At 34.7% G+C, this 25,606-nt stretch carries 26 protein-coding genes; 20 read left to right on the forward strand and 6 right to left on the reverse strand.

Going from position 1 to position 25,606, the window contains the following annotated elements:
- The first annotated feature begins 102 nt into the window (after positions 1-102).
- The 5 genes from I5168_RS11290 to I5168_RS11310 all read left to right on the forward strand — a co-directional run bounded on the left by I5168_RS11290 (position 103) and on the right by I5168_RS11310 (position 4,220).
- Positions 103-870, forward strand: a complete 768-nt coding sequence (locus I5168_RS11290; RefSeq protein WP_431471822.1) for a Rossmann-like and DUF2520 domain-containing protein — start codon at positions 103-105, stop codon at positions 868-870.
- Positions 857-1,387 carry a KdsC family phosphatase gene (locus I5168_RS11295; RefSeq protein ID WP_060522741.1) on the forward strand — a complete coding sequence of 177 codons (531 nt, stop codon included), beginning with the start codon at positions 857-859 and terminating at the stop codon, positions 1,385-1,387. Before I5168_RS11290 ends, I5168_RS11295 begins: the two co-directional genes overlap by 14 nt.
- Positions 1,388-1,407: 20 nt before the next feature.
- Complete coding sequence (locus I5168_RS11300; RefSeq protein ID WP_431471823.1) at positions 1,408-2,316, forward strand: geranylgeranylglycerol-phosphate geranylgeranyltransferase; 909 nt, start codon at positions 1,408-1,410, stop codon at positions 2,314-2,316.
- A 3-nt stretch (positions 2,317-2,319) separates the two neighbouring features.
- Entirely contained in the window at positions 2,320-2,901 is a 582-nt protein-coding gene (locus I5168_RS11305; protein WP_431471824.1) for a Maf family nucleotide pyrophosphatase, read from the forward strand.
- A gap of 320 nt (positions 2,902-3,221) precedes the next feature.
- Positions 3,222-4,220, forward strand: a complete 999-nt coding sequence (locus I5168_RS11310; RefSeq protein ID WP_105018788.1) for a hypothetical protein — start codon at positions 3,222-3,224, stop codon at positions 4,218-4,220.
- A gap of 100 nt (positions 4,221-4,320) precedes the next feature.
- On the opposite strand, the gene I5168_RS11315 is transcribed toward I5168_RS11310, so the two are convergent.
- Positions 4,321-4,740, reverse strand: a complete 420-nt coding sequence (locus I5168_RS11315) for a nucleoside-diphosphate kinase (RefSeq protein ID WP_060522747.1) — start codon at positions 4,738-4,740, stop codon at positions 4,321-4,323.
- A gap of 122 nt (positions 4,741-4,862) precedes the next feature.
- Here I5168_RS11315 and I5168_RS11320 point away from each other — a divergent pair, with 122 nt between their 5' ends.
- The 8 genes from I5168_RS11320 to I5168_RS11355 all read left to right on the forward strand — a co-directional run bounded on the left by I5168_RS11320 (position 4,863) and on the right by I5168_RS11355 (position 13,787).
- The gene (locus I5168_RS11320; RefSeq protein WP_431471825.1) at positions 4,863-5,888 is read left to right on the forward strand and encodes a DHH family phosphoesterase; all 1,026 of its coding nucleotides are present in this window, start codon (positions 4,863-4,865) and stop codon (positions 5,886-5,888) included.
- A complete protein-coding gene (gene gldI / locus I5168_RS11325) occupies positions 5,857-6,438 on the forward strand; it encodes a gliding motility-associated peptidyl-prolyl isomerase GldI (RefSeq protein WP_431471826.1) in 582 nt (193 codons plus the stop codon). The genes I5168_RS11320 and gldI overlap by 32 nt, the downstream gene beginning before the upstream one ends.
- Before the next feature lie 15 nt (positions 6,439-6,453).
- On the forward strand, positions 6,454-7,620 hold the full coding sequence (locus I5168_RS11330) for a peptidylprolyl isomerase (RefSeq protein ID WP_431471827.1): 1,167 nt from the start codon (positions 6,454-6,456) through the stop codon (positions 7,618-7,620).
- A gap of 314 nt (positions 7,621-7,934) precedes the next feature.
- Positions 7,935-9,416 carry a S8 family peptidase gene (locus tag I5168_RS11335; RefSeq protein ID WP_431471828.1) on the forward strand — a complete coding sequence of 494 codons (1,482 nt, stop codon included), beginning with the start codon at positions 7,935-7,937 and terminating at the stop codon, positions 9,414-9,416.
- 103 nt (positions 9,417-9,519) lie between these two features.
- Entirely contained in the window at positions 9,520-9,918 is a 399-nt protein-coding gene (locus I5168_RS11340) for a Rid family detoxifying hydrolase (RefSeq protein ID WP_105018785.1), read from the forward strand.
- Positions 9,919-9,922: 4 nt separating this feature from the next.
- Positions 9,923-10,783 (forward strand): nucleoside phosphorylase, encoded by an 861-nt coding sequence (locus tag I5168_RS11345; RefSeq protein WP_431471829.1) that lies wholly within the window; start codon positions 9,923-9,925, stop codon positions 10,781-10,783.
- Between the two features lie 55 nt (positions 10,784-10,838).
- Entirely contained in the window at positions 10,839-12,875 is a 2,037-nt protein-coding gene (gene ppk1 / locus I5168_RS11350) for a polyphosphate kinase 1 (RefSeq protein ID WP_431471830.1), read from the forward strand.
- Positions 12,876-12,902: 27 nt separating this feature from the next.
- On the forward strand, positions 12,903-13,787 hold the full coding sequence (locus tag I5168_RS11355) for a substrate-binding domain-containing protein (RefSeq protein ID WP_431471831.1): 885 nt from the start codon (positions 12,903-12,905) through the stop codon (positions 13,785-13,787).
- A gap of 5 nt (positions 13,788-13,792) precedes the next feature.
- Here the strand turns inward: I5168_RS11355 and I5168_RS11360 are convergent, their stop codons facing one another.
- On the reverse strand, positions 13,793-14,893 hold the full coding sequence (locus I5168_RS11360; RefSeq protein ID WP_431471832.1) for a WD40/YVTN/BNR-like repeat-containing protein: 1,101 nt from the start codon (positions 14,891-14,893) through the stop codon (positions 13,793-13,795).
- Positions 14,894-14,973: 80 nt separating this feature from the next.
- Between I5168_RS11360 and I5168_RS11365 the strand changes: the two genes are divergently transcribed.
- Positions 14,974-16,185, forward strand: coding sequence for an RsmB/NOP family class I SAM-dependent RNA methyltransferase (locus I5168_RS11365; RefSeq protein ID WP_060522754.1), 1,212 nt, complete (start codon positions 14,974-14,976; stop codon positions 16,183-16,185).
- 1 nt (position 16,186) lies between these two features.
- Positions 16,187-18,208: an endonuclease gene (locus I5168_RS11370; protein WP_431471833.1), complete on the forward strand. Its 2,022-nt coding sequence runs from the start codon at positions 16,187-16,189 to the stop codon at positions 18,206-18,208.
- 68 nt (positions 18,209-18,276) lie between these two features.
- Here the strand turns inward: I5168_RS11370 and I5168_RS11375 are convergent, their stop codons facing one another.
- Together I5168_RS11375 and I5168_RS11380 are read right to left on the reverse strand one after the other, a co-directional pair.
- On the reverse strand, positions 18,277-18,792 hold the full coding sequence (locus I5168_RS11375; protein ID WP_105018779.1) for a hypothetical protein: 516 nt from the start codon (positions 18,790-18,792) through the stop codon (positions 18,277-18,279).
- A 64-nt stretch (positions 18,793-18,856) separates the two neighbouring features.
- On the reverse strand, positions 18,857-19,396 hold the full coding sequence (locus I5168_RS11380; RefSeq protein WP_431471834.1) for a hypothetical protein: 540 nt from the start codon (positions 19,394-19,396) through the stop codon (positions 18,857-18,859).
- Between the two features lie 228 nt (positions 19,397-19,624).
- Here I5168_RS11380 and rpsA point away from each other — a divergent pair, with 228 nt between their 5' ends.
- The 4 genes from rpsA (at position 19,625) to I5168_RS11400 (ending at position 23,474) form a co-directional block, all read left to right on the forward strand.
- Positions 19,625-21,472 carry a 30S ribosomal protein S1 gene (rpsA, locus tag I5168_RS11385; protein ID WP_042278534.1) on the forward strand — a complete coding sequence of 616 codons (1,848 nt, stop codon included), beginning with the start codon at positions 19,625-19,627 and terminating at the stop codon, positions 21,470-21,472.
- 188 nt (positions 21,473-21,660) lie between these two features.
- Positions 21,661-22,209: a bifunctional pyr operon transcriptional regulator/uracil phosphoribosyltransferase PyrR gene (gene pyrR, locus I5168_RS11390; protein WP_105018778.1), complete on the forward strand. Its 549-nt coding sequence runs from the start codon at positions 21,661-21,663 to the stop codon at positions 22,207-22,209.
- Positions 22,209-23,141, forward strand: coding sequence for an aspartate carbamoyltransferase catalytic subunit (locus I5168_RS11395; protein WP_085774510.1), 933 nt, complete (start codon positions 22,209-22,211; stop codon positions 23,139-23,141). The genes pyrR and I5168_RS11395 overlap by 1 nt, the downstream gene beginning before the upstream one ends.
- Positions 23,142-23,474, forward strand: coding sequence for a ribonuclease Z (locus I5168_RS11400; RefSeq protein WP_431471835.1), 333 nt, complete (start codon positions 23,142-23,144; stop codon positions 23,472-23,474). It begins immediately after the preceding gene.
- Between the two features lie 12 nt (positions 23,475-23,486).
- On the opposite strand, the gene I5168_RS11405 is transcribed toward I5168_RS11400, so the two are convergent.
- A complete protein-coding gene (locus I5168_RS11405) occupies positions 23,487-23,849 on the reverse strand; it encodes a nuclear transport factor 2 family protein (protein WP_042278530.1) in 363 nt (120 codons plus the stop codon).
- Positions 23,850-24,066: 217 nt separating this feature from the next.
- On the opposite strand from I5168_RS11405, the gene I5168_RS11410 reads away from it, so the two are divergent.
- Positions 24,067-24,672 (forward strand): tRNA-(ms[2]io[6]A)-hydroxylase, encoded by a 606-nt coding sequence (locus tag I5168_RS11410; RefSeq protein WP_042278529.1) that lies wholly within the window; start codon positions 24,067-24,069, stop codon positions 24,670-24,672.
- Here I5168_RS11410 and I5168_RS11415 read toward each other — a convergent pair.
- Positions 24,669-25,508 (reverse strand): eCIS core domain-containing protein, encoded by an 840-nt coding sequence (locus tag I5168_RS11415; RefSeq protein WP_105018775.1) that lies wholly within the window; start codon positions 25,506-25,508, stop codon positions 24,669-24,671. The two genes, I5168_RS11410 and I5168_RS11415, sit on opposite strands and share 4 nt — an antisense overlap.
- Positions 25,509-25,606: the final 98 nt, after the last annotated feature.

Below are 25,606 nucleotides of genomic sequence, written 5' to 3' on the forward strand. Positions count from 1 at the left end.
TTAAGGGTAAAATCAGGAATATTTTACCGGCCGCAAAGATACTTCACAAAAGCCGACCTGCCATAGTTTGTGAGTCGATGAAGAGTGCTTATTTTTACGCTTATGATACGTGTTTTTGTAATAGGAACTGGAAACTTAGGATTGCACTTGTGTAAAGCACTTGAGCAAAACGCTTTAAACACTCAAAAACAAACAGTTAAACTTATAGGTTATTACAATCGTACTGGAAAAAAAGAACCTCAATTAAGTTCTAAATTATATACAGATTTATTCACAATACCTAAGTGTGATATCCTATTTATTGCTACCCCAGATGATACTATAAAAAATGTGTCACGTATGCTTAGAAGTCACGCTACCGTTGCACACACTTCAGGCAGTGTCTCTATGAATGTACTCAAGAAGCATAGTAACTATGGGGTTTTTTATATGCCGCAAAGTTTTTCTAAACAACGAGATGTTAATTTCAATGAAATACCCATTTGCTTGGAATACAACAATGATGAAAGTAAGGAAATACTAGAAACGGTGGCTAGCACGCTTTCGCGAAAGCGTAATTACTTAAATTCTGACCAACGTAAATATTTACATGTAGCAGCTGTATACACTAACAACTTTGTAAATCATTGCTATGCTAAGGCAGAAGAAATCATGAATAAATATGATATTCCCAGTGACTTACTCAACGCGTTGCGTCAAGAAACTTATTTAAAAACAATTGATCAACCGGCAAAAGATTTACAAACTGGACCTGCTAAACGTGGAGATAAAGAAACAGTTGAAACACATTTAAAATTACTGGCAAAAAAAGATCATAAAATGTATCTAGCCATTACAGAATCTATTAAAAAAATGTATGAAGAATTATAAAGAATTATTGAACGATGTAACAACCTTTATCCTAGATGTTGATGGTGTACTTACGGACGGAAGACTGCTTATTTCTGAAAGTGGTGAGTTATTAAGAACCATGAATGCACGAGACGGATATGCTATTAAAACTGCCCTCAATAATGGTTATAAGGTTTGTATTATTACTGGTGGTCGCAATGATGGTGTTAAATCCAGATTAATGGGATTAGGCGTTGAAGATGTTTTTCTTAACGCCAGTGATAAAATGGTGCAAATGCGAGAATATGTTGCAAAACATAATTTAACACCAGAAGAGATACTTTATATGGGTGATGACATGCCAGATCTGCCAGCACTTGAATACGCAGGCGTGGCTACTTGTCCACAAGATGCCATTCAAGAAGTTAAATCAATTTGCAACTACATATCACATCGTAACGGCGGTGACAGCTGTGTGCGTGATGTTATTGAACAAGTAATGAAGGTTCAAGGAAAATGGAACGCTACACAAGCTGTTCAAGCTGTATCGTCATAATATCATTGTTATAAGCTATTTTGAAATATTACTTTCTACTTACCAGACCTCTTAATGTAGTCATTACAATATTATGTCAATGTATTATTATTTATGGTGTTATCGATACGATGGTGACTGGTACCGCTCTTGATTTAACAAATGCTATTCTTTTAATTGTTTCAACTGCGATGCTAGTTGCCGGTGGTAACGTAATCAATGATATTATGGATGTGACTACCGACAAGATTAATAAACCGAATAAAATAATTGTCCAAAAACATATCACTGAAAAAAATGCCTTTTCATTTTATGTAATTCTCACGGTTATAGCAGTGATAAGCGGTTTTATACTTGCCAATAGAATTGGTAAACCTGTACTAGCTTCTATATTCATCATTATTGCATTTCTATTATACTCGTATGCCAATCAGGTAAAAAAAATGGTGCTGGTTGGTAATATTCTAATATCCTTTATGGTAGGATTAGTTGTTGTGATAACAGGGATTTTTGATCTGTTTCCGGTAATCAATGAAGAGAATCGTGCATTATTTGTTGCGATCATGCAGCAATTAGTATGGATAGCAAGTATAGCTTTTGTGCTAAATTTAATTAGGGAAATGATTAAAGATTGTGTGGATGTGAGTGGCGATAAAGTTGCTGGTCGCAATAGTTTACCCATTCTTTTAGGAAGATCTAGGGCTTGTAAAATTGTCGCTTCAATTAGCTTACTTGTGGTTTTAGGATTAGGAACCTCGGTAGTTACTGTTTTTATAAATCAAGAGTACATGATTTACTTGATCGTTTTTGGTCTTATGGGACCACTTATGTATGTATCAATTAGATTGTGGTCAACAACAGTCAATAAAGAGTTGACTACACTAAGCACTATCATGAAAATAGTTCTAGTAATCGGTATAATAGCTGTATATTTTAATTACAATTTGTAAAAAATGCTTAAAGAAAAATACCTAGACACCAATATCATTCTTGCCTCTCAATCACCTAGAAGACAAGAGTTACTTAAAGGACTAGATCTTGATTTTGTCATACAAACTAGACCTGTGGAAGAGATCTACGACAAAGCTTTTATAGAGGAACAAATTACAAATTTCCTCGCGCAATTAAAGGCTTCGGCGTTTAACGGAATTTTACAGGAAAAGGATTTATTGATCACGAGTGATACTATTGTATGGTTAGACAATCAAGCATTAGGTAAACCTAAAACTACAGAACATGCCATTGAAATGCTCACTGCCATGAGTGGAAAAAAACACAAGGTTTTTACTTCAGTATGTTTTACGAGTACTCAAAGACAAGATACTATCTACGACTGCACTAGTGTTTATTTTAAAAAATTAAGTAAAGAAGAAATTGAATACTATGTTCATAGTTACAAACCTTACGATCGAGCTGGATCTTATGGAATTCAAGATTGGATAGGATACACAGGGATTGAAAAGTTAGAAGGTTGTTATTATAATGTCATGGGACTACCATTACCTAAAGTGTATGAATATTTGAAAAACAGATAATGAATAGAGTAGTGTTAACTATATCTTTTCTTTTAGCACTTATCTTCGGGAGTTTATTCTATGGAGCAGACATTAATTTTCAATTAGAGCGTTTTGTCTTTGAAAATTGGGTAATTGAAGTACTGTTCTTCCTTATTATTTTAATTGTAAGTGAGTTGATTAGATATTATTATGATAACTATTTTTCTAAAAAGAAAGATTCTTAAAAAGGTTAGACATTCAATTAGTAGTATCTAGATTATTCACAAAACGCAAATAAAGATTTACGTTTTTTGTAAAATATACAAATAGGATTTAGTTCTAAGATGTACTTTTAAACCATGCAAGAACAACTATTTAGAAAAATCAAGCAGTTAATTCCTGAACACAAAAATCTCATGGATGAAATATCAGGTATTCTTGATATTAATTATGATGCAGCATACAGACGTGTTAATGGAATGAGCAAATTAAGCCTGAATGAGGCTGTTATACTGGCAAAACATTACCGTCTATCGCTAAATAAACTATTTGAGGTCGGTGAACAAAATAGTATTCTTACGCAAGTTTCTCCTCACATTGCTACCATTGAAGATTTAGAAAGCTACTTTAAGGTTTCCTTATCTAATATTCAGGAGCTTGTAAAACTCAAAAGCGCTAGTATTACCTATTCTGCTAAGGATATTCCTTTATTTTATACACTAAAAGATTCCTATATCACAAAGTACAAGTGTTATGTATGGTTGAAATTTTTGAACGAGAATGGTTCAATGGCAAAGTTGACCTTCACAGAATTTCTAGATCGTTGTCCTAGTAGTTTATTTAAGGCTGCCCATGAGTTAGGCAGCACCTACGATTATATAAATATTACAGAATTTTGGAATGATAATACTATAAATGGCTCTCTACAGCAAATATTGTATTATTTTGAAACTGGTAGACTAGACGAAAAACATGCCTTATTAATATGCAAGGATTTACACGGTATTATTGACCATGTTGAAAAGCAATGTATTTCTCAAGCCATTGATAATAACGACTCTACCGCAAGTTATCAATTATATACCAGCGATTTACTTACCATGAGTAATACGATTATGGTTCAAACCAAAAATGAACGCGTATTCTTTACACCTTTTACCGTTCTTACCTATCTCAAGGTAGAACACAAACCTACCTGTGACCGACTAGCTAATTTCTTTGAACAACAAATGAAAAGTTCAAAACTACTGGTACATTCTGGAGAAAAAGATAGAGCACAATTCTTTGAGCGCATGCGCATTAAGATTAATCGTGTAGCCGCACTTATAACTGCCCAAAAAGAGGAACCGCTATTTTAAAATACGTTGGTTGTTAATTACGCTTTCGCGAAAGCGTACTCTTAAAAACAAAAAAATCCACTTTTACAAAGTGGATTTTATTATATGTGTTCAATGTTAATTAAAACATCTCACGACCTGAGAAATGGAAAGCGCTTTCAATAGCAGCATTCTCATCACTATCAGATCCGTGTACAGCGTTTTCACCTACACTTTTAGCAAACATTTTTCTGATGGTTCCATCTGCAGCTTCAGCAGGATTAGTAGCACCAATTAACGTACGGAAATCAGCAACGGCATTATCCTTTTCAAGAACAGCAGCCACGATAGGACCGCGCGTCATAAATTCAACAAGCTCTCCAAAGAATGGACGCTCACTGTGGATTGCATAAAACTCCTCAGCATCTGCTTTAGTCATTTGAGTAAGTTTCATAGCTACGATTCTAAAACCGCTTGCTGTAATTTTTTCAAGTATAGCGCCTATATGCCCATCTTCTACGGCATCTGGCTTAATCATGGTAAATGTTCTATTTGTTGCCATTTTTGCTTTTTTAAATGCGCTGCAAAAGTAGTGCATTTTTAAACGTATACCCTAATAATTGATACAAAAACTAATGTGACCGTCATTTACGCTCATCTAGCAACACTGTTTATATTTGCGCTATGAACGAGCAACAAATCACAGCGCTTAAAAAAGAGTTATCACATCCCAAAAGGATTGTCATAGTACCTCATAAAGGACCTGATGGCGACGCAATAGGTTCGATAACCTCGCTATATGAATACTTGGTACAATTGAATCATCAAGTCCATATGATTTCACCCAATGACTTTCCAGATTTTCTAAAATGGATGGCACATACAGAACAGATCATTAATTATGAAAAAGATTCTAAACTTGCCGATTCCATAATAAAGGAAGCCGATCTCATTTTTAGCTTGGATCATAATGCCCTACACCGAACTGGTGAAATGCAAACAATTCTTGAAGAATCAACAGCTAGCTTTGTCATGATTGATCATCACCAGCAACCTGATCCATATGCTACCTATATGTATAGCGATACTGGCATGAGCAGTACCTGCCAGATGATGTATCACTTTTTTGAAATGATGGATCATGTAGAGTATATAACGCCATCAATGGCTGCTAGTATGTATACAGGCATTTTGACTGACACAGGAAGTTTTAAGTATAGATCGACAACATCAACTACACTTAGAGTAGCGGCAGCACTCGTTGATAAAGGTGCCGATGCTGAATCTATTAATCGCAATATTTACGATGCAAACTCGGTAAGCAGGCTTAAATTATTAGGTGTTGCACTCAATAACATGACCGTTTTGAGTAATTATCGTACAGCCTTTATTACTCTTACTCAACAGGAACTAGATGACAATGGATTTAAGAAAGGTGATACTGAAGGATTTGTAAACTATGCATTAAGTTTAAAGGATGTAGTTTTTGCTCAAATATTTATACAAAAAGCTGATGAAGGTATTATTAAAACTTCATTGCGTTCCAAGGGAAATTTTGATGTTAATACGCTTGCGCGAAAACACTGGAATGGCGGTGGACATTTAAATGCCGCTGGAGGAAAATCAGATCTAGATATGAAGGCTACAGTCGATAAATTAATTAGTATCTTGCCACAATATGAAGAAGAACTGGTACATACTGCTATTTAGTTTAATTAGTATAACATTAAGCAGCTGTTTCAACGAGACGATACCTCGTAAAGCAAAAACAAAATCAAGCAGTTCTTATTTAAAATCTTCGATTGAAAGAAATAAAGAACTAGCAGAGCAAGAAGAAATGCTTATTGAAAAGACCATTAAAAACAATGCCGATTCAATGTTGCGCTCTCAAAATGGTTTTTACTACCGCTTGTTTAAGAAAAGTGAAAACAATGCTCCTACACCTAAATTCGGTGATAAGGTCACTTTTGAGTATAATGTCTTGGCTCTTAATGGCGATACCATCTACTCTACTCAAGAATTATCACCAATCACTAAATCTCTGGAACAAGAGTATGGTGTTTTTACGGGAATGAGAGAAGCTTTAAAATTAATGCAAAAAGGAGATTCTATGGTTGCTTATTTCCCATCTTACACAGCCTATGGTTATTATGGTGATGATAATAAAATAGGAACAAATATTCCTTTTAAAAGTCATATCAAACTTATTGACGTAAACGATTCCAACAACAAAATTGAATTTCAAATACCCAACAATTAAATAATTAAACAGTAAATGAAAAAATTAAAAGTAGTATTAGTTGCTTTATCATTAATATTAATGGCAGCATCGTGTGATGATGATTATCCAGAAGTAGAAGATGGAATATATGCAGAAATAAACACCACTAAAGGTACCATGTTTGCAAAGCTTTATCATGACGCTACTCCTGCAACAGTAGCAAACTTTGTCGCTCTTGCCGAAGGTGATCATCCGGCAGTAATAGACTCACTTAAAGGTAAACCATTTTACAACGGTCTAATCTTTCATAGAGTTATTGAAAACTTCATGATCCAAGGAGGTGATCCTACCGGAACTGGAAGTGGTAGCGTAGGATATAAATTCGATCAGGAAATTGTAGATACACTTAAACATGATGCCAAAGGAATTATGTCAATGGCAAATGCAGGACCTAATACTAATGGAAGTCAATTTTTCATCATGCACAAACCTACTCCTAGTTTAGATGGTAACTACAACGTATTTGGAAAGGTTATTAAAGGATTAGAAGTAGTAGATTCTATTGCTACCACTCCAACTGGGTTCCGTGACAAACCGAATAGCGATATGGTAATCAACTCTGTTAAAATCATAAGAAAAGGTAAAGAGGCTAAAAAATTTGATGCTTCAAAAATTATTGCCGATTATATCCAAACTTCAAAAGACAAAGAGCAGGAACGTATGGAGGAAGCTCGTAAAGAGCAAGAAAGAATAGCAGAACTTGCTAAAAACGCTCCTAAATTGATTGAAGAAAAAGAAAAAGAATTTACAGCTCTTAAAAAGAAGGCAAAAAAATTACCTAATAGCGACGTAAAAGTTTATGTGGTTAAAGAAGGTAATGGAACAAAACCTGAAATAGGAACACCTGTTTTAATTCCCTATTCAGGCTTTCTAACAAACGGAAGAATGTTTGACAGTAGTGATAAAGAGTATGCCTTAAAGTTTAATGCTTACAATCTAGGTAAAGATCGTGGTGGTTTTTACAAGCCTATTCAAATGGCATTTGATCCTCAAAAAATGCAATTGGTTTCTGGTTTTAGAAATGCAATAGCTAGTATGAGTTACGGAGAAAAAATTGTAGCGTTCATTCCTTCAGAATTGGCTTATGGTGATCAAGCACGTGGTCCAATTCCTGCTAATTCAGATTTGATTTTCGAATTAGAGCTGCTGCCAGTCGAATAATAATAGAAAACTATTTACAATTAAAAGCCACCTGAAAAGGTGGCTTTTTTTATATCGTTTAATTAACAAAATGCAAAACTAACCTTTTAACAATAAGAACAATACTTTAAAGCGATCAAGAGGAACGTTCTAGGATTATCTAACATAAAGAGATTGAAATGTTAATTTTTTAACATATGTGATTTGTTGATTGTTTTTATAGACAATTATGAACATGTTAACAATTATTAAATAACTACATCTAATTATTTGAAAAGCAAGCGTGATTTATAGATAAAACCTTACTATTTTTAATCACCCTTAAAATTTTAACCATGAAAAAACTCTTAACCGCTGCGATAGCTGTATTTATTCTCTACTCTTGTAGTGATGATTTAACCGAAGGCAATAATAGCGACAGCTCCCAACAAAAGGAATTGCTTTCTCCTGAACAAATCAACAAATACGTAGATCAACAACTTCAAGAAACAGGTGATGTAGATTGGACAAACGCTCCTGCCCAAATTCTATGGAGTGCAGCTGTGAATGGAGACATGATGCTTAATATAGGGTATGGAACCGATGATGATTACTTTGCTGAAACCAAAAGCAATGAAATTAACGACCTTAAAAATCAAATCCTAGAAATAGTTGCAGACAAAGAATCCTTAACTGAAAAGGAAGTACTTATTGATGATCACGATTTTTTCTATCAATTGGAAGTATCGGTTACTAGAATTGAAACCATTCAAGCGCTTCAAAATTTACAAGGCATTAGATATATAGATCCTATAGGTTACTCCTATGAAATGGCAGGAGAACAAAAATCGAATAGCGGATGCAACCAAAGTCCTGAAAACATCAATACCGCTGATTATACAAACATAAGTCCAGGAGCAAGAATGCCATGGAATTTCAATATTCACAACATTGACGATGCTTGGAACTACAGCACAGGATCTGGTGTAACTCTTGCTGTGATTGACACAGGTCTTACTCCAAATAACTATTTAATGAACGCTGGATTTAATGATGGAGCTTCGACTGGTAGAAATGTACAACGATACGGTAACTTCATAGACTCTTCCTGGTGGTGGAGTAATAATGTTGATGGGCCAAATGATCGTTGTGGACATGGATCTCAAATGGCTAGCGTTGCTGCTGCTCCTAGAAATAATGATAAGTTACCAGTAGGAGTGGCTTATAATTCTAATCTTGTGGTTTACCGCAGTACAGAAGACGTAGTACTTAATGACTACCACGAGCGCAAAGGTGTAAGTGAGGCGTTAAGAACTCTAGGTAACCGTAGTGATGTTAAAATCATATCTATGAGTATAGGTTATGTTTGGAGTATCGGTAATATTAAAGATGCAGTACGATATGCTAATAGTCGTGGGAAATTAATTTTTGCTGCAGGTGGAACTTCAACATCTTTTACCAATTGGTATGGTGTGATTTTTCCTGCTTCTATGAGTGAGACAGTTGCAGTAACTGGTATAAAAGATAATGGCTACAACCGTTGTGATGTATGCCATAGTGGTTCTAAAATTGATTTTACAGTAACCATGCAGCGTGCTAGTAATAGCAATAGAACTGTTCCTGTTTTAGGCTTTAATACAGGTCAACAAAAATACGTAGGCGGTTCAAGTGTAGCGACAGCTACTACAGCAGGAATTGCAGCACTAGTTTGGAGTAAAAACCCATCATGGACAAAAACTCAAGTGCTTAACAAACTCAAACAAAGTGCTCACTTCTACCCTAACCGCAATTCTAGTTATGGTTACGGTAATATTGACGCCTTACAAGCCGTTCAATAGAATCCCTCTAGAATTAATAAATGAAAACGACTGCTTAAAAGCGGTCGTTTTTTTTATTATAAGACTGTTGATAGTATCTTTACGTCAATTCTAATAACCTGCTATGAAAAGAATTATTTATACTAAAAATGCCCCTGCACCAATTGGTCCATACAACCAAGCTATACACTATGTAAACGCTTTTGAAAACACTTTATATACCAGTGGTCAAATTGCGATGGATCCAGAAAGTGGCGAACTTAAAATAGATGATTTAAAAGAAGAAACACATCTTGTAATGAAACATCTAGAAAGCTTATTAGAGCAGGCAGATATGAATTTTGAAGATGTTATTAAAGCAACTATTTTTTTGAGTGATATGAAAAATTTTGCTACTGTAAACGAAGTGTACGGATCGTATTTTGATGATAAAACAGCTCCTGCCAGAGAAACAGTAGAAGTAGCTAACCTTCCTAAATACGTAAACGTAGAAATTTCATTTATCGCAAAGAAAATGCCTTAATCCCATGTTAGAATCCTCAGAACTTATTCTAAATGATGATGGTAGTATTTACCACCTCAATTTATTGCCAGAACAACTAGCTTCTACCATAATTACTGTTGGTGATCCAGAACGTGTAAGTGAAGTTTCCAAACATTTTGATGTAATAGACACTAGAGTAGCAAAACGAGAATTTCATACTCATACAGGTTTATACCGCAACAAACGCATAAGCGTTATAAGTACAGGAATTGGAACGGATAACATAGACATCGTTTTTAATGAATTGGATGCCTTAGTAAATGTTGATTTTAAAACAAGAAAAATAAAAGAGAAACTTACTTCCTTGGACATCATTCGTGTGGGAACTTCGGGTGCCATACAACCTGATATTCCTGTTGACTCTTTTGTACTTTCTCAACGAGGAATCGGTTTTGACAGTCTGTACCACTGGTATCAAAATGATGGTGGTGATTCCGCTTTCGCGAAAGCGATTTCTCAACAAATACCGCGCAACGACAATCACAGTAATCCTTATGTAATACATTGTAATCCAGATCTAGCGAGAAAATTTCAAACTGTAGAAATGATCAATGGTAACACGGTAACCAATGTAGGATTTTATGGTCCACAAAGTAGAACTATAAGATTGAAACCAGCTTTTGAGGAACTCAACGAGCAATTAGCAGGATTTAACCATGACAACCAGCGCATTACAAATCTAGAAATGGAGACCGCTGGAATATATGCCATGGCAAATCTACTAGGTCATAGAGCAGTTTCATTAAATGCTATACTTGCTAATCGAGCTACAGGTTCTTTTTCTGAACAACCAGCTGCGACCGTTGAAAAACTTATTAGCTTTACACTTAATTGTTTAAGTTAAGTTAACCTAACAATAACAGAATTAAACACAGCTCGTTTTTAAATTTACGAGCTGTATGAAATACGATTTTCCTTACCGACATAGAGATCTTAATTGGTTAAGTTTTAATCACAGAGTGCTCCAAGAAGCAGCCAATGATCACTTACCTGTCTATGAGCGTATTAAATTCATGGCCATTTTCTCATCAAATCTGGATGAGTTCTTTAGAGTACGTATTTCTCAATTACGACAACTTAAAAAGGTAAGAAAAAAGTACCGAAAAAAATTAGAGACCAAACCAACCAAACTGGTAAAAGAAATATTGGCCAAAGTCCAAGAGCAACAGCATTTTTTAGGTACTATATTCCACGAAAGTATTAAGCCAGAATTAGAGGATTATGGTATTTATCTACACGATGAAATTAGTTTAAAAAACGATCACAAGTTATTGGCAGACAAGTGGTTTAAAGAACATTACGAGGATAATCTAGATATCAGTTACATCAACGCAGGAACACAAAGTAACATTTTTCTAGAAAATCAAAGATTATACTTATTAGTTACATTTAATGATAAAGATAAGTATGGCCTTGTAAAAATACCTAAAGATTCTGGTCGATTTATAACCCTAGTTAAAGATAATCATCACGCACACATTGCGTTTATAGACGATATTATTAAACTTCAATTAGATCGTTTTTTTTCAAACGAAATAACTGGTTATTACAGTATTAAACTAAGTCGTGATGCCGAGCTTTATGTGGAAGATTTTGCCGAAGGAACTCTAGCAGAAAAAATCTACAAGAGTCTAGAACAACGTAATATTGGAGAACCTACTCGCCTACTTTATGATGATAGCATTCCTGATAAAGTAATTAAGAATGTGCGCAAAAGTCTTGATTTGAGTAAAATTGATCTAGTTAAAGGTGGTATTTATCATAACTTTGATGACTTCTTTAGTTTCCCAAAACCATTCGATAATCCAGATCTTTATCTCGAACCTAAAAAGGAAATAGAACACAAAGAATTTGAAAGCAACGAGGACTATTTTGCTTTAATAGATAAACAGGACCAACTCATTCACACTCCATTCATGAGTTTTGATTATGTCTCTAACCTAGTCAATCAAGCTGCAAATGATAATACAACAGAGTTTATTAAAATATCTCTATATCGAGTTGCCGACGATTCAAAATTAGTGCAAGCTCTTTTAAAAGCTGTTGAGAACGAAATAGAGGTCGTAGTTTTTGTTGAAGCAAAGGCTAGGTTTGATGAAAAAAACAATATTAAATGGGGCCAAATATTAGAAGAAAAAGGAGCTCGTGTCATATGGAGTTTTCCTAATATTAAAGTTCATAGTAAAGCTTTACTTATTCAAAAACGCATTGATGGTGAAAAGAAGAGATATGCTTACATAGGAACCGGTAATTTTAATTCTAAAACAGCTAAGGTTTACTGCGATCACGGACTTTTTACTTCTCATAAACCTATAACAAAAGATTTATATCAGGTATTTAAAGTATTGGAAGGTGATTTAATTATCCCCAAACCTAAACACCTATTAGTAAGTCCTTACAATACCCGACAAACATTTGAAGATCTTATAAGAGCTGAAATTGATGAAGCGCAATTAGGTAAACCAGCTGCTATTTGGGCAAAGATGAATCAATTAGAAGATCCTAGAATCATAGAATTACTGTATAAAGCAAGTCAAGCAGGAGTTACTATTACTTTGTTAGTTAGAGGTTTTAGTTGTTTAATCCCAGGTCTCAAAAACTTAAGTGAAAATATTACTTGTTATTCCATTGTAGACACCTATTTGGAACACGGTCGTATTTATAAATTTAATAATGCTGGAAATCCTAAAATATTTATTGGTAGCGCCGATTGGATGACGCGTAATTTAGATCGTAGAATAGAAGTTCTTGTTCCTATTTATGACGAGAGAATTTATGAAGAATTAAACACAATTTTAACCCTTCAATTAAATGACACAGATAAGGCTAGAATTCACGATCAAAGTGAATCTAACAATTTCAGAAAGTCTGAGAAACAAGATGTTGTAAATTCTCAAACAGAAATAAGAGAATACTTAAAAAAACTTCATTCCTAATTTTTCTAAAGTATATTTGTTTCTTCTATGAAGAAGACTACTATACGAATAGGCGGAGTACCAGAACATTTTAATTTACCTTGGCACTTAGCAATAGAGGACAAAGCCTTTGAAAAAGTAGGCTTGGATTTACAATGGCAAGATATTCCTGAAGGAACGGGAAGAATGAGTAAAATGTTGCGAGACGATGAACTAGACGTGGCATGTATACTCACCGATGGTATTGTAAAGGACATAATCGCTGGAAACCCTTCAAAAATTCTTCAAGTTTATGTCCAAACTCCATTACTATGGGGTGTTCATGCTCCTGGTACCATAGAAGCGAATAACACTAGACAGTTGGAGGATGGTAAAATAGCGATAAGTCGTTACGGCAGTGGCTCACACCTTATGAGCTATCTCATGGCCAAAAAACACGGATGGGATACTACCGAGTTAGACTTTGAACTTGTTCATACCTTGGACGGCGCTGTTGAAGCTCTATCTAACAATAAAGCTCAATTATTTTTATGGGAGCGGTATATGACCCAACCATTAGTAGATAGAGGCGTTTTTAAAAGATTGGAAACCATAGCAACTCCATGGCCTAGTTTTGTTATTGCAGCAAGAGAAGAATGTATCAAAGAAAAAGAGGAAGCGTTAAGCAAAATGCTTTATGTGATAAATACATACACTGCCGACTTTAAATTGATTCCAAGTATAGATAGAACTATTGCTGCTCATTATGATTTACAAGTAGGAGATGTTCAACAATGGATGCTACGTACCGAATATAGTGACGATCAACTATGGGATACTACTGTAGATACTATATTAGAAGAATTTACAGCAGTAGGAATTATTGATAAAGAAGTGAAATTAGAAGAGCTTATCAAAGACCTTCCAAAGTATGAACAAGAGATGGAAGATTAATCCAACTATTCTCTTTTAAGCTTGAAACTAGATATTTTCCCATTACCAGCTAGCATTCCTTCATTTTGATTAATCATGCTTGCCGTGTAATAACCATCATCAGTAAGTTTTCTCCAAGTAGTGCCTTGATCTCCACTCCACCAAATACCTTGTGAGCCCGTGGCTAGTAATTCATTTCCTTGCGTATTTGGAACAAACTGTATGTCACTACAATATCCTGGTCCATCACCAGAGGAAAGAAGTTTCCAGCTGCGACCACCGTTTTTAGTTATAGCCTTATTGTATTTGTTATCTTCAGGGTTTTCCCAATCTCCACCTATAACCACACCGGTTTTTTCATCATAAAAGTCCATTGCAAATATTCCGGTCATCTGACTTCCGGCAATAATTGGTGTTTGATATTCTTCCCAATTAACTCCTCTGTCATAACTGTACAACACTCTTGCTGCTTTGCCGCCAGTAGCAATCCAAACATGGTCATTTAAAATTTTCATATTTGAGTTACTCGCTGCAAAACCTGCCTCACCATCTATATAATCTGGTAATTTAAAGCAATCCAACTGTCCAAACTCTTTACCACCATTTTCCGTTTTAAGAATGGCTATACAACGATCAAACTCATCCTCACCTTGAGGATCACCCATTATTATACCTTCTTCATCATCCCAAAACTTCATACTATCATAAAAAACATCGTCACCAGATTGTGATAGAAGAAGTTCAATATTATCATTTGCATGTGTTATTCTATATAACAACGCTGGACTACCAGCACTTAAAATGTAGGTATATTGATTAGTAACAGCTATAGATCTGAATTGAACATCTAACGAATCATTGACCTTGATAATACCTTTATCGATGCTTAAGTCCTTAGGGTCGATGGAACCGTAGTTACCTTTACTTCCACCATACCAGTACTTACCATCACCGTATTCTAGTGCCCTTATGCTTATCGAATCTGTTACCAAGTTATTAATTTCGATTGTTGTGACAGCTCCAATCGAATTCTCGCTTGTAATAGAGTTCTCATCATTCATATTCTGTTTGCAGCCTAACAGCGACACAATAAAAATTAAGGCGATGATGGTTGAAAAATATTTCATTTTATAGATATAATAGGTTGTGTGAGTAAAAATAAGTTAAGACAAGCTAATTTGAATAAGGATAATAGTAATTTTGCAAAATGAGATTTCACCACAACCTAGTAGTTGCAACTACTCAAGCGTTACATAATATTTTTAATGATGGCAAGTATGCAGATCAAGCCATACAAAAGATTTTAAAGAAAGATACTCGATGGGGTTCCAGGGATCGTGCATTCATCGCAGAAACTACATATGACATTGTGCGATACAAACGATTATATAGCGCTATCGCTGACGTTCAAGAACCTTTTAAGCCTCAAGACTTGTGGAGACTTACAAGTGTTTGGATTATTTTAAAGGGACATGATTTACCTGCTTGGGAAGAATACTATAATACACCCGTAAGAAGAATTAAAGGTCGTTTTGACGAATTAAGAAAAAAAAGAGTAATGCGTGAATCTATTCCCAACTGGATGGATGAGCTTGCTCTTAATCAATTAGAAGAGTCCTTTTGGGAAAAAGAACTGCACGCGCTTAATGAACAAGCAAACGTAGTATTAAGAGTCAATGAATTAAAAACTGATATCAACACCTTAAAAGAAAAATTGGTTGCTCACGACATCGCTACTGATATTTCACCAGAATTCCCTAATGCTTTAGTTTTAAGGGAAAGAGCTAATGTTTTTAGTCTTCCAGAATTTCAAGATGGCCTATTTGAAGTCCAAGATGCAGGTAGTCAAAAAATAGCACCATTTTTACAGGTAGAACCAGGAATGAGAATTCTAGATGCTTGCGCTGGTGCTGGTGGAAAAACATTACATCTTGCTGCGCTCACACAAAATAAAGGTCAAATAATTGCGACGGATATTTATTCTAGTAAGTTAAAAGAATTGAAACGCAGAGCACGTAGAGCTGGAGCACATAACATAGAGACCCGATTAATCGATACGACTAAAGTGATCAAAAAGCTTCATGGAAAAATGGATCGTATACTTATTGATGCTCCATGTAGTGGATTAGGTGTTTTACGTCGTAATCCAGATGCAAAATGGAAACTTGAACCTCAATTTTTAGAAACGATTCAAAATACTCAACAAGAAATTTTACAATCTTACTCTAAAGTGCTTAAATCAGGTGGAAAGCTAGTTTACGCAACTTGCTCCATTTTACCTTCAGAAAATCAGGATCAAGTAAAAACATTTCTAGAATCAGAAATTGGTAAAGAATTTGAGCTTGAAGAAGAAAAAAGCCTATTCGCTCACCTTGATGGTTTTGACGGATTTTACATGGCAAGACTTAGTAAAAAATAATATGAGAACAATTTTATTCTATATAGTTATTGGATGTTTCGCTTTCGCGAAAGCGCAACCACCAGCAAACTACTACAACAGTGCCAATGGGCTCACAGGATATGCGTTAAAAACCGAATTGAGTAACATTATTTCCAATGGTTATAATAACCAAGGATATGGCGCATTACATACTTTATATCTTACATCTGATAATGATGAATACTACGATAACGGGACGCAAACTGGTACCATATTAGATATGTATTCTGAAAACCCTACCGGTGCAGATCCATATAATTTTAATGGAAATACAAATGAGCAATGTGGTAATTACAGTCAGGAAGGAGATTGTTATAATCGCGAGCACCTGTTTCCTCAAGGATTTTTCAACCAAAGAGAGCCAATGCGTAGTGATGCTCACCATGTAATACCGACTGACGGTTTTGTAAATGGAGGTCGTGGTAGCTTACCCTTTGGAGAAGTTGACAGCTCTAGTGGCGGCGTTACTACTTACAGAAATGGTTCTCGTCGAGGCCCTAGTGCTACATCAGGATTCACTGGGACAGTGTTTGAACCGATTGATGAATTTAAAGGCGATATTGCTCGCTCTTTATTTTATTTTGCCACTCGTTATGAAGCTCAATACAACGATACGAGTTGGGATAGTCCAAATGCCACAAATGACCCTAGAGATGGTTCTCAAAATCAATATTTTGAACAGTGGTTTGTAGATTTACTTTTAGACTGGCATAATGCCGATCCAGTAAGTCAAAAGGAAATAGATCGTAATAACGATGTTTATTTACATCAAAATAATCGAAATCCCTATATCGACAATCCATCGTGGGTAACAGATATTTGGACATCAAGCAATGCTCCATCTGGAAGGTTATTTGTTACTCTTGAAGATACTTATGTAGACACGAATAACAACGCTACAATCGATGCTGGTGATCGCATAGAATATGACTACACCTATAACAATATAGGCCAATCGATTTTATATAACCTAAGCTCTAACCCTATTGTTGGGACTTTTGAAAACACAGTTACGCCAGTATCTAGTTTGAATCCTGGGCAATCGATTACTAACCCGTTTGGAAAACTTGTGGTAGTTTTAACGAACAATCTAATCAATTCTTCTCCAAATTGCGAACTTGAAAATTATCTTACAACCACTGCAGATTTCAATTCGACTGGGACAAATGGAGGATTATCCAAATTAAGTGATGACCCAAATAATTTTGCTAATATTGATACTGATGGAGATAATTTACCCGATGATCGTAATAGAACGACAGTATGTACTTCAACAGGAGTGGTATTTAATACATTATTTATCAGTGAATACATAGAAGGGTCCGGAAATAATAAGGCAATTGAATTATCTAATTGGACTGGTGCTCCTGTTGATTTAAACGGGTATACACTTGCTCGTGATGCGAATGGTGGTGGTAACTGGTCTGGTACGGTAACACTATCAGGAACTGTTGCTGATCAAGATGTTTGGGTAATTGCTCGTGGAAATGCGTCCAGTACGATTGTCAATGCTGCAGATCAACTGGTTAGTAGCGGTAGTGCTCTAGACTTTAATGGTAACGATCCTGTAGGACTGTTTTTAAATGGCAATCTTATTGATATTGTAGGAACATTTGGATCTGGAAGTAATGATTTTGCCAAAGATGAAACTCTGGTTCGTAAATCTAATGTTCAAGCACCTTTGATTCCTTTTAATAAAAATCGTGATTGGGATGTCTTTCCTACAGATGACACTAATGATTTAGGAATGCATGATGCAGTAACATTGTCAATAATTGCTTCAGAAATAGGCGATGTAATACTATATCCTAATCCTTCAACAAATGGTACATTTACTATTGATAACTTTAAGTCGGATATGAACTATGTTGTTTTTGACATGACTGGTCGCATCGTTTTGAATGGAACAGAAAACAATTTCACAATTGAAAATCAAGGACTGTATTTAATACAGATTAAACAAAACGATAAATCTGTGACTAAGAAAATTATCGTTCGATAATAACGCATAAAAGTATTTCATAAAAAAGCCTGCTATTTATAGCAGGCTTTTTTAATTTAAGTATCAAGTTAGATACGTTTCATTTGTTGCTTCATCATTCTTATTTGATCAGTCAACATATTATGTTTGTCTAATTTTTTAGCTTCAGTCAATAGCATTTGAGCTTCTCTTTTGCGTCTCTTACTCATTGCTATACCAGCAAGGTTAAGTTTTGCCATGGCAAGATCTTGATCCATGCTCAACCCTAGTTTAATGGCTTTTTTGAAATACTTCTCTGCCTTAGTCATATTGGTTTGAGAAATCATTAATCCATTCAAATAGTTATAATAACCTTGTTGTTTAGTGACTAGTGCTGCTTCTGGGTTTTTAATTTTATCCAACCATTTTTTTGCACCTTCAAAGTCTTGTTTTCTCAATCTAAGAAAAGCAAGTACAATTATTTCATTTTTGAAATAAAGTAAAACAAACATTCCGGCAAGTAATAGAAGACTAATACCAGAAAGAATTTCATTTCTTGTAAAGAGATAAACCGCCCAAGCTACAACAGCAGCAGCTAGAACAAGCTTTATATTTTTATTGAACATACTTCTTTTTTTACACGGGCAAAGATACTGGTAATTTGAAGTAACTTACAACTTGTAGAAGGACTTAAAACTTCTCTGGCTCAATTGCGGTTATATTAATAAGATAGCGTACAACTTTCCCTTTATCATACACTTTACCAAATTTAAGAACGGCGGTCCCTAAATCACATTTGTAAGTATAGTAATATGGCAAGGCGACAATTTTTTCTTTGGTATTAGGAAAACTTACTGTACTATCGACCACCTTTTTTAATCTATCACCTCCAAAAAGACTAAATTTTTCAACGTATTTAGAAAAATTATTATCATCAGTAGTGATGTAGTTTAAATAACGTTGTGGTTGTATAATAAAAACATCAGTTTTATAGAAACTATCTGAATTTGCTTCTAGATGATAATTATTAAAATTAAAAGTGGTTTCAGTTTGAGTCAAACAAAACATGTGCGCCTGAATTTCTGACACATGGTAATTCTTAATATCTAAGAAATCAAGAAATTGTTTACTAGTAAACAATTCGACGGGACGATCAATTTTGCATTCTTCTTGTGAAACTACCGAATTCATCCCTAGTAGTAGTGCCACAAGGCATACAATAAATTTCATTTTCAATTGGTTTAGCAGTCAAATATAGCATTAGTTAAATATAACTACTAATTTTATTTTTGTATTTCCTTGAATAGTAGGTATATTAATAAAAAAGAAGTATTTTTGCACTCCCAAAGCGAGAATATGGAAACCGCTTGGAAATCAATAATTTAAAAACAACCCTTCTAGAAATTGTTTCTATAAAGTTTCCAGCAAGTCTAGAATACAAATTTTTAATCAGCAAATATGGCTGAAGAAACAACAAAACAAGAGCTTGAAGCTGCAAAAGACGGTGTAACGGATACACAGGTTCAAGAACGTGTGGAAAAAGTAACTACTTCTCCACAACAAGAAAACCCACAAGATTTCCTAGATAACTTTGACTGGGAACGTTACAGTGAAGGAATTGAAAAAGTTGATGAAGAGCAACTTAAAAAATTCGAAAAGCTTGTAGCTGAAAACTTTGTGGATACTATTGATAATGATGTTATCGAAGGAACTGTAATCAAAATTACTGATCGTGACGCTATCATCGATATCAATGCAAAGTCTGAAGGTGCTATCTCTCTAAACGAATTTCGTTATAATCCACACCTAAAAGAAGGTGATAAAGTAGAAGTACTTGTAGACGTAAGAGAAGATGCTACTGGACAGTTAGTATTATCTCACCGTAAAGCAAGATTAATCAAGGCATGGGAACGTGTAAATGCAGCTCATGATACTGGTGAAATCGTAAATGGTTATGTTAAGTGTCGTACTAAAGGTGGTATGATTGTAGACGTATTCGGTATTGAGGCTTTCCTTCCTGGATCTCAAATCGATGTTAAACCTATCCGTGATTATGATCAGTATGTAGATAAAACTATGGAATTCAAAGTGGTTAAAATCAACCATGAATTCAAAAACGTAGTAGTTTCTCACAAAGCTCTTATCGAAGCTGATATCGAAGAGCAGAAGAAAGAAATCATTTCTCGCCTAGAAAAAGGTCAAGTATTAGAAGGTGTTGTGAAAAACATTACTTCTTACGGTGTATTTGTTGACCTAGGTGGTGTTGATGGATTAATTCACATTACTGACCTTTCTTGGTCAAGAATTAATCACCCACAAGAGGTTGTTGAATTAGATCAAACTTTAAATGTTGTAATCTTAGACTTTGATGAAGATAAGTCAAGAATCCAATTAGGTCTTAAGCAACTTGAAGCTCATCCATGGGATGCTCTTTCTGAGAAAATCAAGCCAGGTGATAAAGTAAAAGGTAAAGTTGTAGTAATCGCTGATTACGGTGCTTTTGTAGAGATTGAAGAAGGTGTTGAAGGTCTTGTACACGTATCAGAAATGTCATGGTCTACTCACTTAAGAAGTGCTAACGACTTTGTTAAAGTAGGTGATGAAATCGAAGCAGAAGTTCTTACAATTGATAGAGAAGATCGTAAGATGTCTCTAGGAATGAAGCAACTTTCTCAAGATCCATGGACTGATATTACTTCTAAATATCCTGTAGGTTCACGTCACACCGGAACTGTAAGAAACTTTACAAACTTTGGTGTATTTGTAGAACTTGAAGAAGGTGTTGATGGATTAATTTACATCTCTGACCTTTCTTGGACTAAGAAAATCAAACACCCAAGTGAATTCTGTTCAGTTGGTGATAAACTAGATGTTGTAGTATTAGAACTTGATGTTGATGGACGTAAACTTTCATTAGGACACAAGCAAACTAAAGATAATCCATGGGATAAATATGCTACTGAATTTGCAGTAGGAACTACTCATGAATTAACTATTGACGAAGTATTAGATAAAGGAGCTGTTGTAAATGTAAATGATGACATCAGCGTATTTATTCCTTCTCGTCACCTAGAAAAAGAAGATGGAAGTCGTCTTAAGAAAGGGGAAACTGCTGATATCCAAATCATAGAATTCAACAAAGAATTCAAGCGTGTAGTTGGATCTCACATGGTAATCCATAAAGAAGAAGAAGCTAAAATAGTTAAGCAAGCTGCTGCTAAATCTCAAGAGGAAAACAAACCTACTTTAGGTGATGCAAATGCTAAACTACAAGCTCTTAAAGACAGAATGGAAGGTAAATCTTAAGCCTACTCTATTCTAAATAGTTTAGAAAACCCTTACTTAAATTAAGTAAGGGTTTTTTATTTATTTAAAAATCACATTATACTAGTGATCACATCATACGTTCTACTACTAAACAAGCGCTTTTAAGTTTCATTCTTACGTTTCTACATTATTAAAATACTTATCTTTGTCCCTAGCAAGTAACCTCAATGAGTCAAAAATTACTTCTAGACGCGACGGCATTAAACATCACCTTACATAGGTTAGCCTGTCAATTAATTGAAAATCACGGAGATTTTAAACAAACTGTTCTTATTGGCATTCAACCTCGAGGAACATTTTTATTAAATCGATTGACACAATTACTTCAAGATCATTATGAAATATCCGATTTATTATCGGGAAAATTAGACATCACATTCTATAGAGATGATTTTAGAAGAAGTAATGAACCACTGAAAGCAAACTCCACCGAAATAAATTTTCTAATAGAAGATAAAAAGGTGGTGCTTATTGATGACGTACTTTATACAGGACGCAGCATACGATCAGCACTTACCGCTCTTCAATCCTTTGGAAGACCCGAACATATTGAATTATTAACATTGATAGATCGTAGGTTCTCTAGGCATCTACCTATACAACCTGACTATAAAGGCAGACAAGTTGATGCTATTGACAATCAAAAAGTAAAAGTACATTGGAAGGAAAATGCTGGTGAAGACGCCGTTTACTTACTTAAAAACAAAGAAAATTAATGAGTGAATTAAGTGTAGATCACGTTTTGGGTATCAAATATCTTACACCACAAGATATTCAATTAATTCATCAAACTGCCGATCAGTTTAAAGAAGTAATAAATAGACCTATTAAAAAGGTTCCATCACTTAGAGATATTACAGTTGCCAATCTTTTCTTTGAAAATTCAACCAGAACAAAACTTTCTTTTGAACTTGCCGAAAAACGATTAAGCGCCGATGTAATTAACTTCAGTGCTGCCCAAAGTTCTGTAAAAAAAGGGGAAACTTTAATAGACACCGTCAACAACATTCTCGCTATGAAGGTGGACGTTGTAGTAATGCGTCATCCAAATCCAGGCGCCGGTGTGTTCCTATCAAATCATATAAATGCCAGAATAGTAAATGCTGGAGATGGTGCGCATGAGCATCCTACGCAAGCATTGTTAGATAGTTATTCTATTAGAGAAAAATTAGGTGACATATCAGGAAAAAAAGTAGTCATTGTTGGTGATATTTTACACAGTCGTGTAGCCTTATCTAACATCTTTTGCCTACAAAAATTAGGTGCCGAGGTCATGGTTTGTGGCCCTGCAACGCTTATTCCCAAGCATATAGAAAAACTAGGTGTTAAGGTAGAGCTAGATTTACGTAAAGCTCTTCAATGGTGTGATGTAGCAAACATGTTGAGAGTTCAAAATGAGCGCATGGATATTTCCTACTTTCCTAGCGTGAGAGAATACACCCAACAATACGGTGTAAATATGGAATTGCTTCAATCGTTAGACAAAGAAATAACAATCATGCATCCTGGACCGATTAATCGAGGTGTTGAAATTACTAGTGAAGTGGCAGATAGTGATCAAGCTATTATTCTGAATCAAGTAGAAAATGGTGTTGCAGTAAGAATGGCCGTTTTATACTTAGTAGCAAGCAAAATAAAGAGAAATTAAATGAAAAGCTCATCGCACGACAACTTTGTCCTTTTAAAGGATGAACATAATGATATTGTTCAATTTGCAGAATTTTTACCTACAATCTGGCAACAGTTTTCAAGTAAAAATGTTATAGTTGATTTATCCGAATATGATCAAGCTACATTAAACCAGCTTCTACATTTTCTAGAATTAAGTAATAAACACCGTGCTACAAAACAGTCTTTTGTTATTATCAACAAAGCACTTTCTACAGATCAAATTCCTGAAGAACTTATGGTTGTCCCTACCCTTCAAGAAGCGCAGGACATCATAGAAATGGAAGAAATAGAAAGAGACCTAGGATTCTAGATCTCTTTTTTATTACTCTTCGGTGTTGTAAAAAAACTGCTCTCGCCATATTTTTCCATCCTTCACTTGATAAACTCCAATCTCGGTCATTTGAGATCGTTGTCCGCTAGGTTTGTGTGTAGTATCCATCCAAAAGGTAACCGCAAAATGATTGTCGGCAACAATAGGATCACTTACCTTATTGCCATGGACTTCAAAATTTTCACGCCACCACTCTCCTTTCTTAGATAATCCTTCAAAACCATGAACTTCTTTCATAGGTTCTGCCATTTCGACGCTTGTAATTTCAGGACTATACAAATTTTCATAGCATTTTGTTTCCTCACCATTTCGGCACCATTCGACTAATTGATCAGCCACTTGTTTAGTTGTCATAATGTTATTGGTTTTTGTTTAGGTTTAAAGATAATTAAAACCAATAGGTAAAACAATGATCCTTAGTTATCAAATAGTTATGATTTAATTATGATTTTTTAGTAAGATATTATGCTTTCGCAAAAGCGTACTATCAACAATCAATCCGTGCAAAACTTATATTCTAAATATGTAAGATCTTCTTGAATAAATCGAGTAAAACTAGCAACTTTGTATTATGCATGTTTCTAAAGATAAAACAACCTTAGGTTTACAGTTACCTACTGATCCTAGATGGGCCAACTTGGCTAAATTTAGTTTACAAGATATTCTTACTGATCACGCTTTTTGTGAGCAAAAGGCTGCCAGCACCATTATTTCTATCATACAAATGCACAGTGATAAAGAAGAAATTGTTGAAGCCTTATCACCTGTGGTAAGTGAGGAATGGGGACATTTTAGGATGGTTCTTAGTAAATTAAAAGAACGTGGTTTAAAATTAGGAATCCAGCGACCTGACGAGTATGTAAAAAAACTTATGAAAGGCAAGCCCAAAGGACAAGGTCGTGATCAACTGTTTTTAGATCAATTATTAATATGCGCATTGATAGAAGCACGCAGCTGTGAACGTTTTAAACAATTGTGGCAAAATTTAAACGATGCCGATTTACAAGATTTCTATTACACCTTTATGGTTGCCGAAGCGCAGCATTATAAGCTTTTCCTAAAACTTGCACGAACGTATTTTAAAGAAGAAATAGTGAAAGAAAGATGGCAGTACTGGTTAGATTATGAAGCTAGTTTTATTCCTCACCTAGAAGTAAGAGGTGATAGAATGCATTAATTGTTTCTTGAAATTTCTCCTGAAAAGTAGTAAGCCTCTCTTTCCAAAAAATTAAACGATCTTCCTTGTATCAATTCGTCTGTGAAATAAAACAAATAGAACATAATTGCATGAGCGTCTAAATAAAATATAGAAGAATCAATTTTATTTAACCATTTTTTTTCTTGTTTAAATTTAGTAATGATTGAGTTAAATCCCACATATTCGTCATACTGAAATACATGCACCATTTCGTGGTTAGCTAATCTAAAGTTATCGATTAAGCTCTCTCTAAAAACTATCGAGTTTCCATGAGTGATTGCACTAGCGTTTGGTAGATTTTGGTCTTGCGTAGTATATATTGGTGTCCCGTAAACTAATGATTTATTTAAATCAAAACGATTACCTATCATAGAATAGGCATTTAATGTGAATGAAATTGGTTTTATTCTAGAATTAAATTTAAATCCATTTTTAAAAATAAATTCAGCACGATAGAAACCAATATTAAAAACATATTGTTCAAAAATTGGACGGTTATTACTACCATTTTCTATAAATGAAGTTCCCAAGTTGTGAATGATTTTCGAGGCCCAAGAAATTTGCCAATCATTATCATCATCAACTTCCATAAGTAATGTTTTACCGCTGTAAGTGAGAGAACCTCCTAAAGCTCCTTTCCACGCACCGTCAAAAAAGGCTTCATTCCATTTCTGTTCAGGGGTTTTATTGATTGTAGAACCTACTCCCGAAGTAAAAGAACCTAATAACACGTTATAAGCCAACATTTCAAAATCTGATTGCGCTTTTAGATAAGTGAATGAGAAAATTAAGAAAACAGCAAAAAGGTACTTCATCTAAATATATCAATAAGTATTTGCCTTAAACTTAAAAGATTATAATGATTTATAAGTAACTTATTCTGTAAACCTTATCATTGAGTTCGTATATATAT

The organism is Nonlabens sp. SCSIO 43208, assembly GCF_050703575.1.
GTDB lineage: Bacteria > Bacteroidota > Bacteroidia > Flavobacteriales > Flavobacteriaceae > Nonlabens > Nonlabens tegetincola.

Bases quoted from the DNA above. Each gene is read 5' to 3' on its own strand.
- I5168_RS11415 (WP_105018775.1), bottom strand. From the start codon at position 25,508: ATGAAGTACCTTTTTGCTGTTTTCTTAATTTTCTCATTCACTTATCTA.
- I5168_RS11370 (WP_431471833.1), top strand. From the start codon at position 16,187: ATGAGAACAATTTTATTCTATATAGTTATTGGATGTTTCGCTTTCGCG.
- I5168_RS11330 (WP_431471827.1), top strand. From the start codon at position 6,454: ATGAAAAAATTAAAAGTAGTATTAGTTGCTTTATCATTAATATTAATG.
- I5168_RS11405 (WP_042278530.1), bottom strand. From the start codon at position 23,849: ATGACAACTAAACAAGTGGCTGATCAATTAGTCGAATGGTGCCGAAAT.
- I5168_RS11355 (WP_431471831.1), top strand. From the start codon at position 12,903: ATGAAGAAGACTACTATACGAATAGGCGGAGTACCAGAACATTTTAAT.
- I5168_RS11360 (WP_431471832.1), bottom strand. From the start codon at position 14,893: ATGAAATATTTTTCAACCATCATCGCCTTAATTTTTATTGTGTCGCTG.
- I5168_RS11295 (WP_060522741.1), top strand. From the start codon at position 857: ATGAAGAATTATAAAGAATTATTGAACGATGTAACAACCTTTATCCTA.
- I5168_RS11380 (WP_431471834.1), bottom strand. From the start codon at position 19,396: ATGAAATTTATTGTATGCCTTGTGGCACTACTACTAGGGATGAATTCG.
- I5168_RS11310 (WP_105018788.1), top strand. From the start codon at position 3,222: ATGCAAGAACAACTATTTAGAAAAATCAAGCAGTTAATTCCTGAACAC.
- I5168_RS11375 (WP_105018779.1), bottom strand. From the start codon at position 18,792: ATGTTCAATAAAAATATAAAGCTTGTTCTAGCTGCTGCTGTTGTAGCT.
- gldI (WP_431471826.1), top strand. From the start codon at position 5,857: ATGAAGAAGAACTGGTACATACTGCTATTTAGTTTAATTAGTATAACA.
- ppk1 (WP_431471830.1), top strand. From the start codon at position 10,839: ATGAAATACGATTTTCCTTACCGACATAGAGATCTTAATTGGTTAAGT.
- I5168_RS11345 (WP_431471829.1), top strand. From the start codon at position 9,923: ATGTTAGAATCCTCAGAACTTATTCTAAATGATGATGGTAGTATTTAC.
- rpsA (WP_042278534.1), top strand. From the start codon at position 19,625: ATGGCTGAAGAAACAACAAAACAAGAGCTTGAAGCTGCAAAAGACGGT.
- I5168_RS11320 (WP_431471825.1), top strand. From the start codon at position 4,863: ATGAACGAGCAACAAATCACAGCGCTTAAAAAAGAGTTATCACATCCC.
- I5168_RS11365 (WP_060522754.1), top strand. From the start codon at position 14,974: ATGAGATTTCACCACAACCTAGTAGTTGCAACTACTCAAGCGTTACAT.
- I5168_RS11290 (WP_431471822.1), top strand. From the start codon at position 103: ATGATACGTGTTTTTGTAATAGGAACTGGAAACTTAGGATTGCACTTG.
- pyrR (WP_105018778.1), top strand. From the start codon at position 21,661: ATGAGTCAAAAATTACTTCTAGACGCGACGGCATTAAACATCACCTTA.
- I5168_RS11395 (WP_085774510.1), top strand. From the start codon at position 22,209: ATGAGTGAATTAAGTGTAGATCACGTTTTGGGTATCAAATATCTTACA.
- I5168_RS11335 (WP_431471828.1), top strand. From the start codon at position 7,935: ATGAAAAAACTCTTAACCGCTGCGATAGCTGTATTTATTCTCTACTCT.
- I5168_RS11305 (WP_431471824.1), top strand. From the start codon at position 2,320: ATGCTTAAAGAAAAATACCTAGACACCAATATCATTCTTGCCTCTCAA.
- I5168_RS11315 (WP_060522747.1), bottom strand. From the start codon at position 4,740: ATGGCAACAAATAGAACATTTACCATGATTAAGCCAGATGCCGTAGAA.
- I5168_RS11340 (WP_105018785.1), top strand. From the start codon at position 9,520: ATGAAAAGAATTATTTATACTAAAAATGCCCCTGCACCAATTGGTCCA.
- I5168_RS11410 (WP_042278529.1), top strand. From the start codon at position 24,067: ATGCATGTTTCTAAAGATAAAACAACCTTAGGTTTACAGTTACCTACT.
- I5168_RS11400 (WP_431471835.1), top strand. From the start codon at position 23,142: ATGAAAAGCTCATCGCACGACAACTTTGTCCTTTTAAAGGATGAACAT.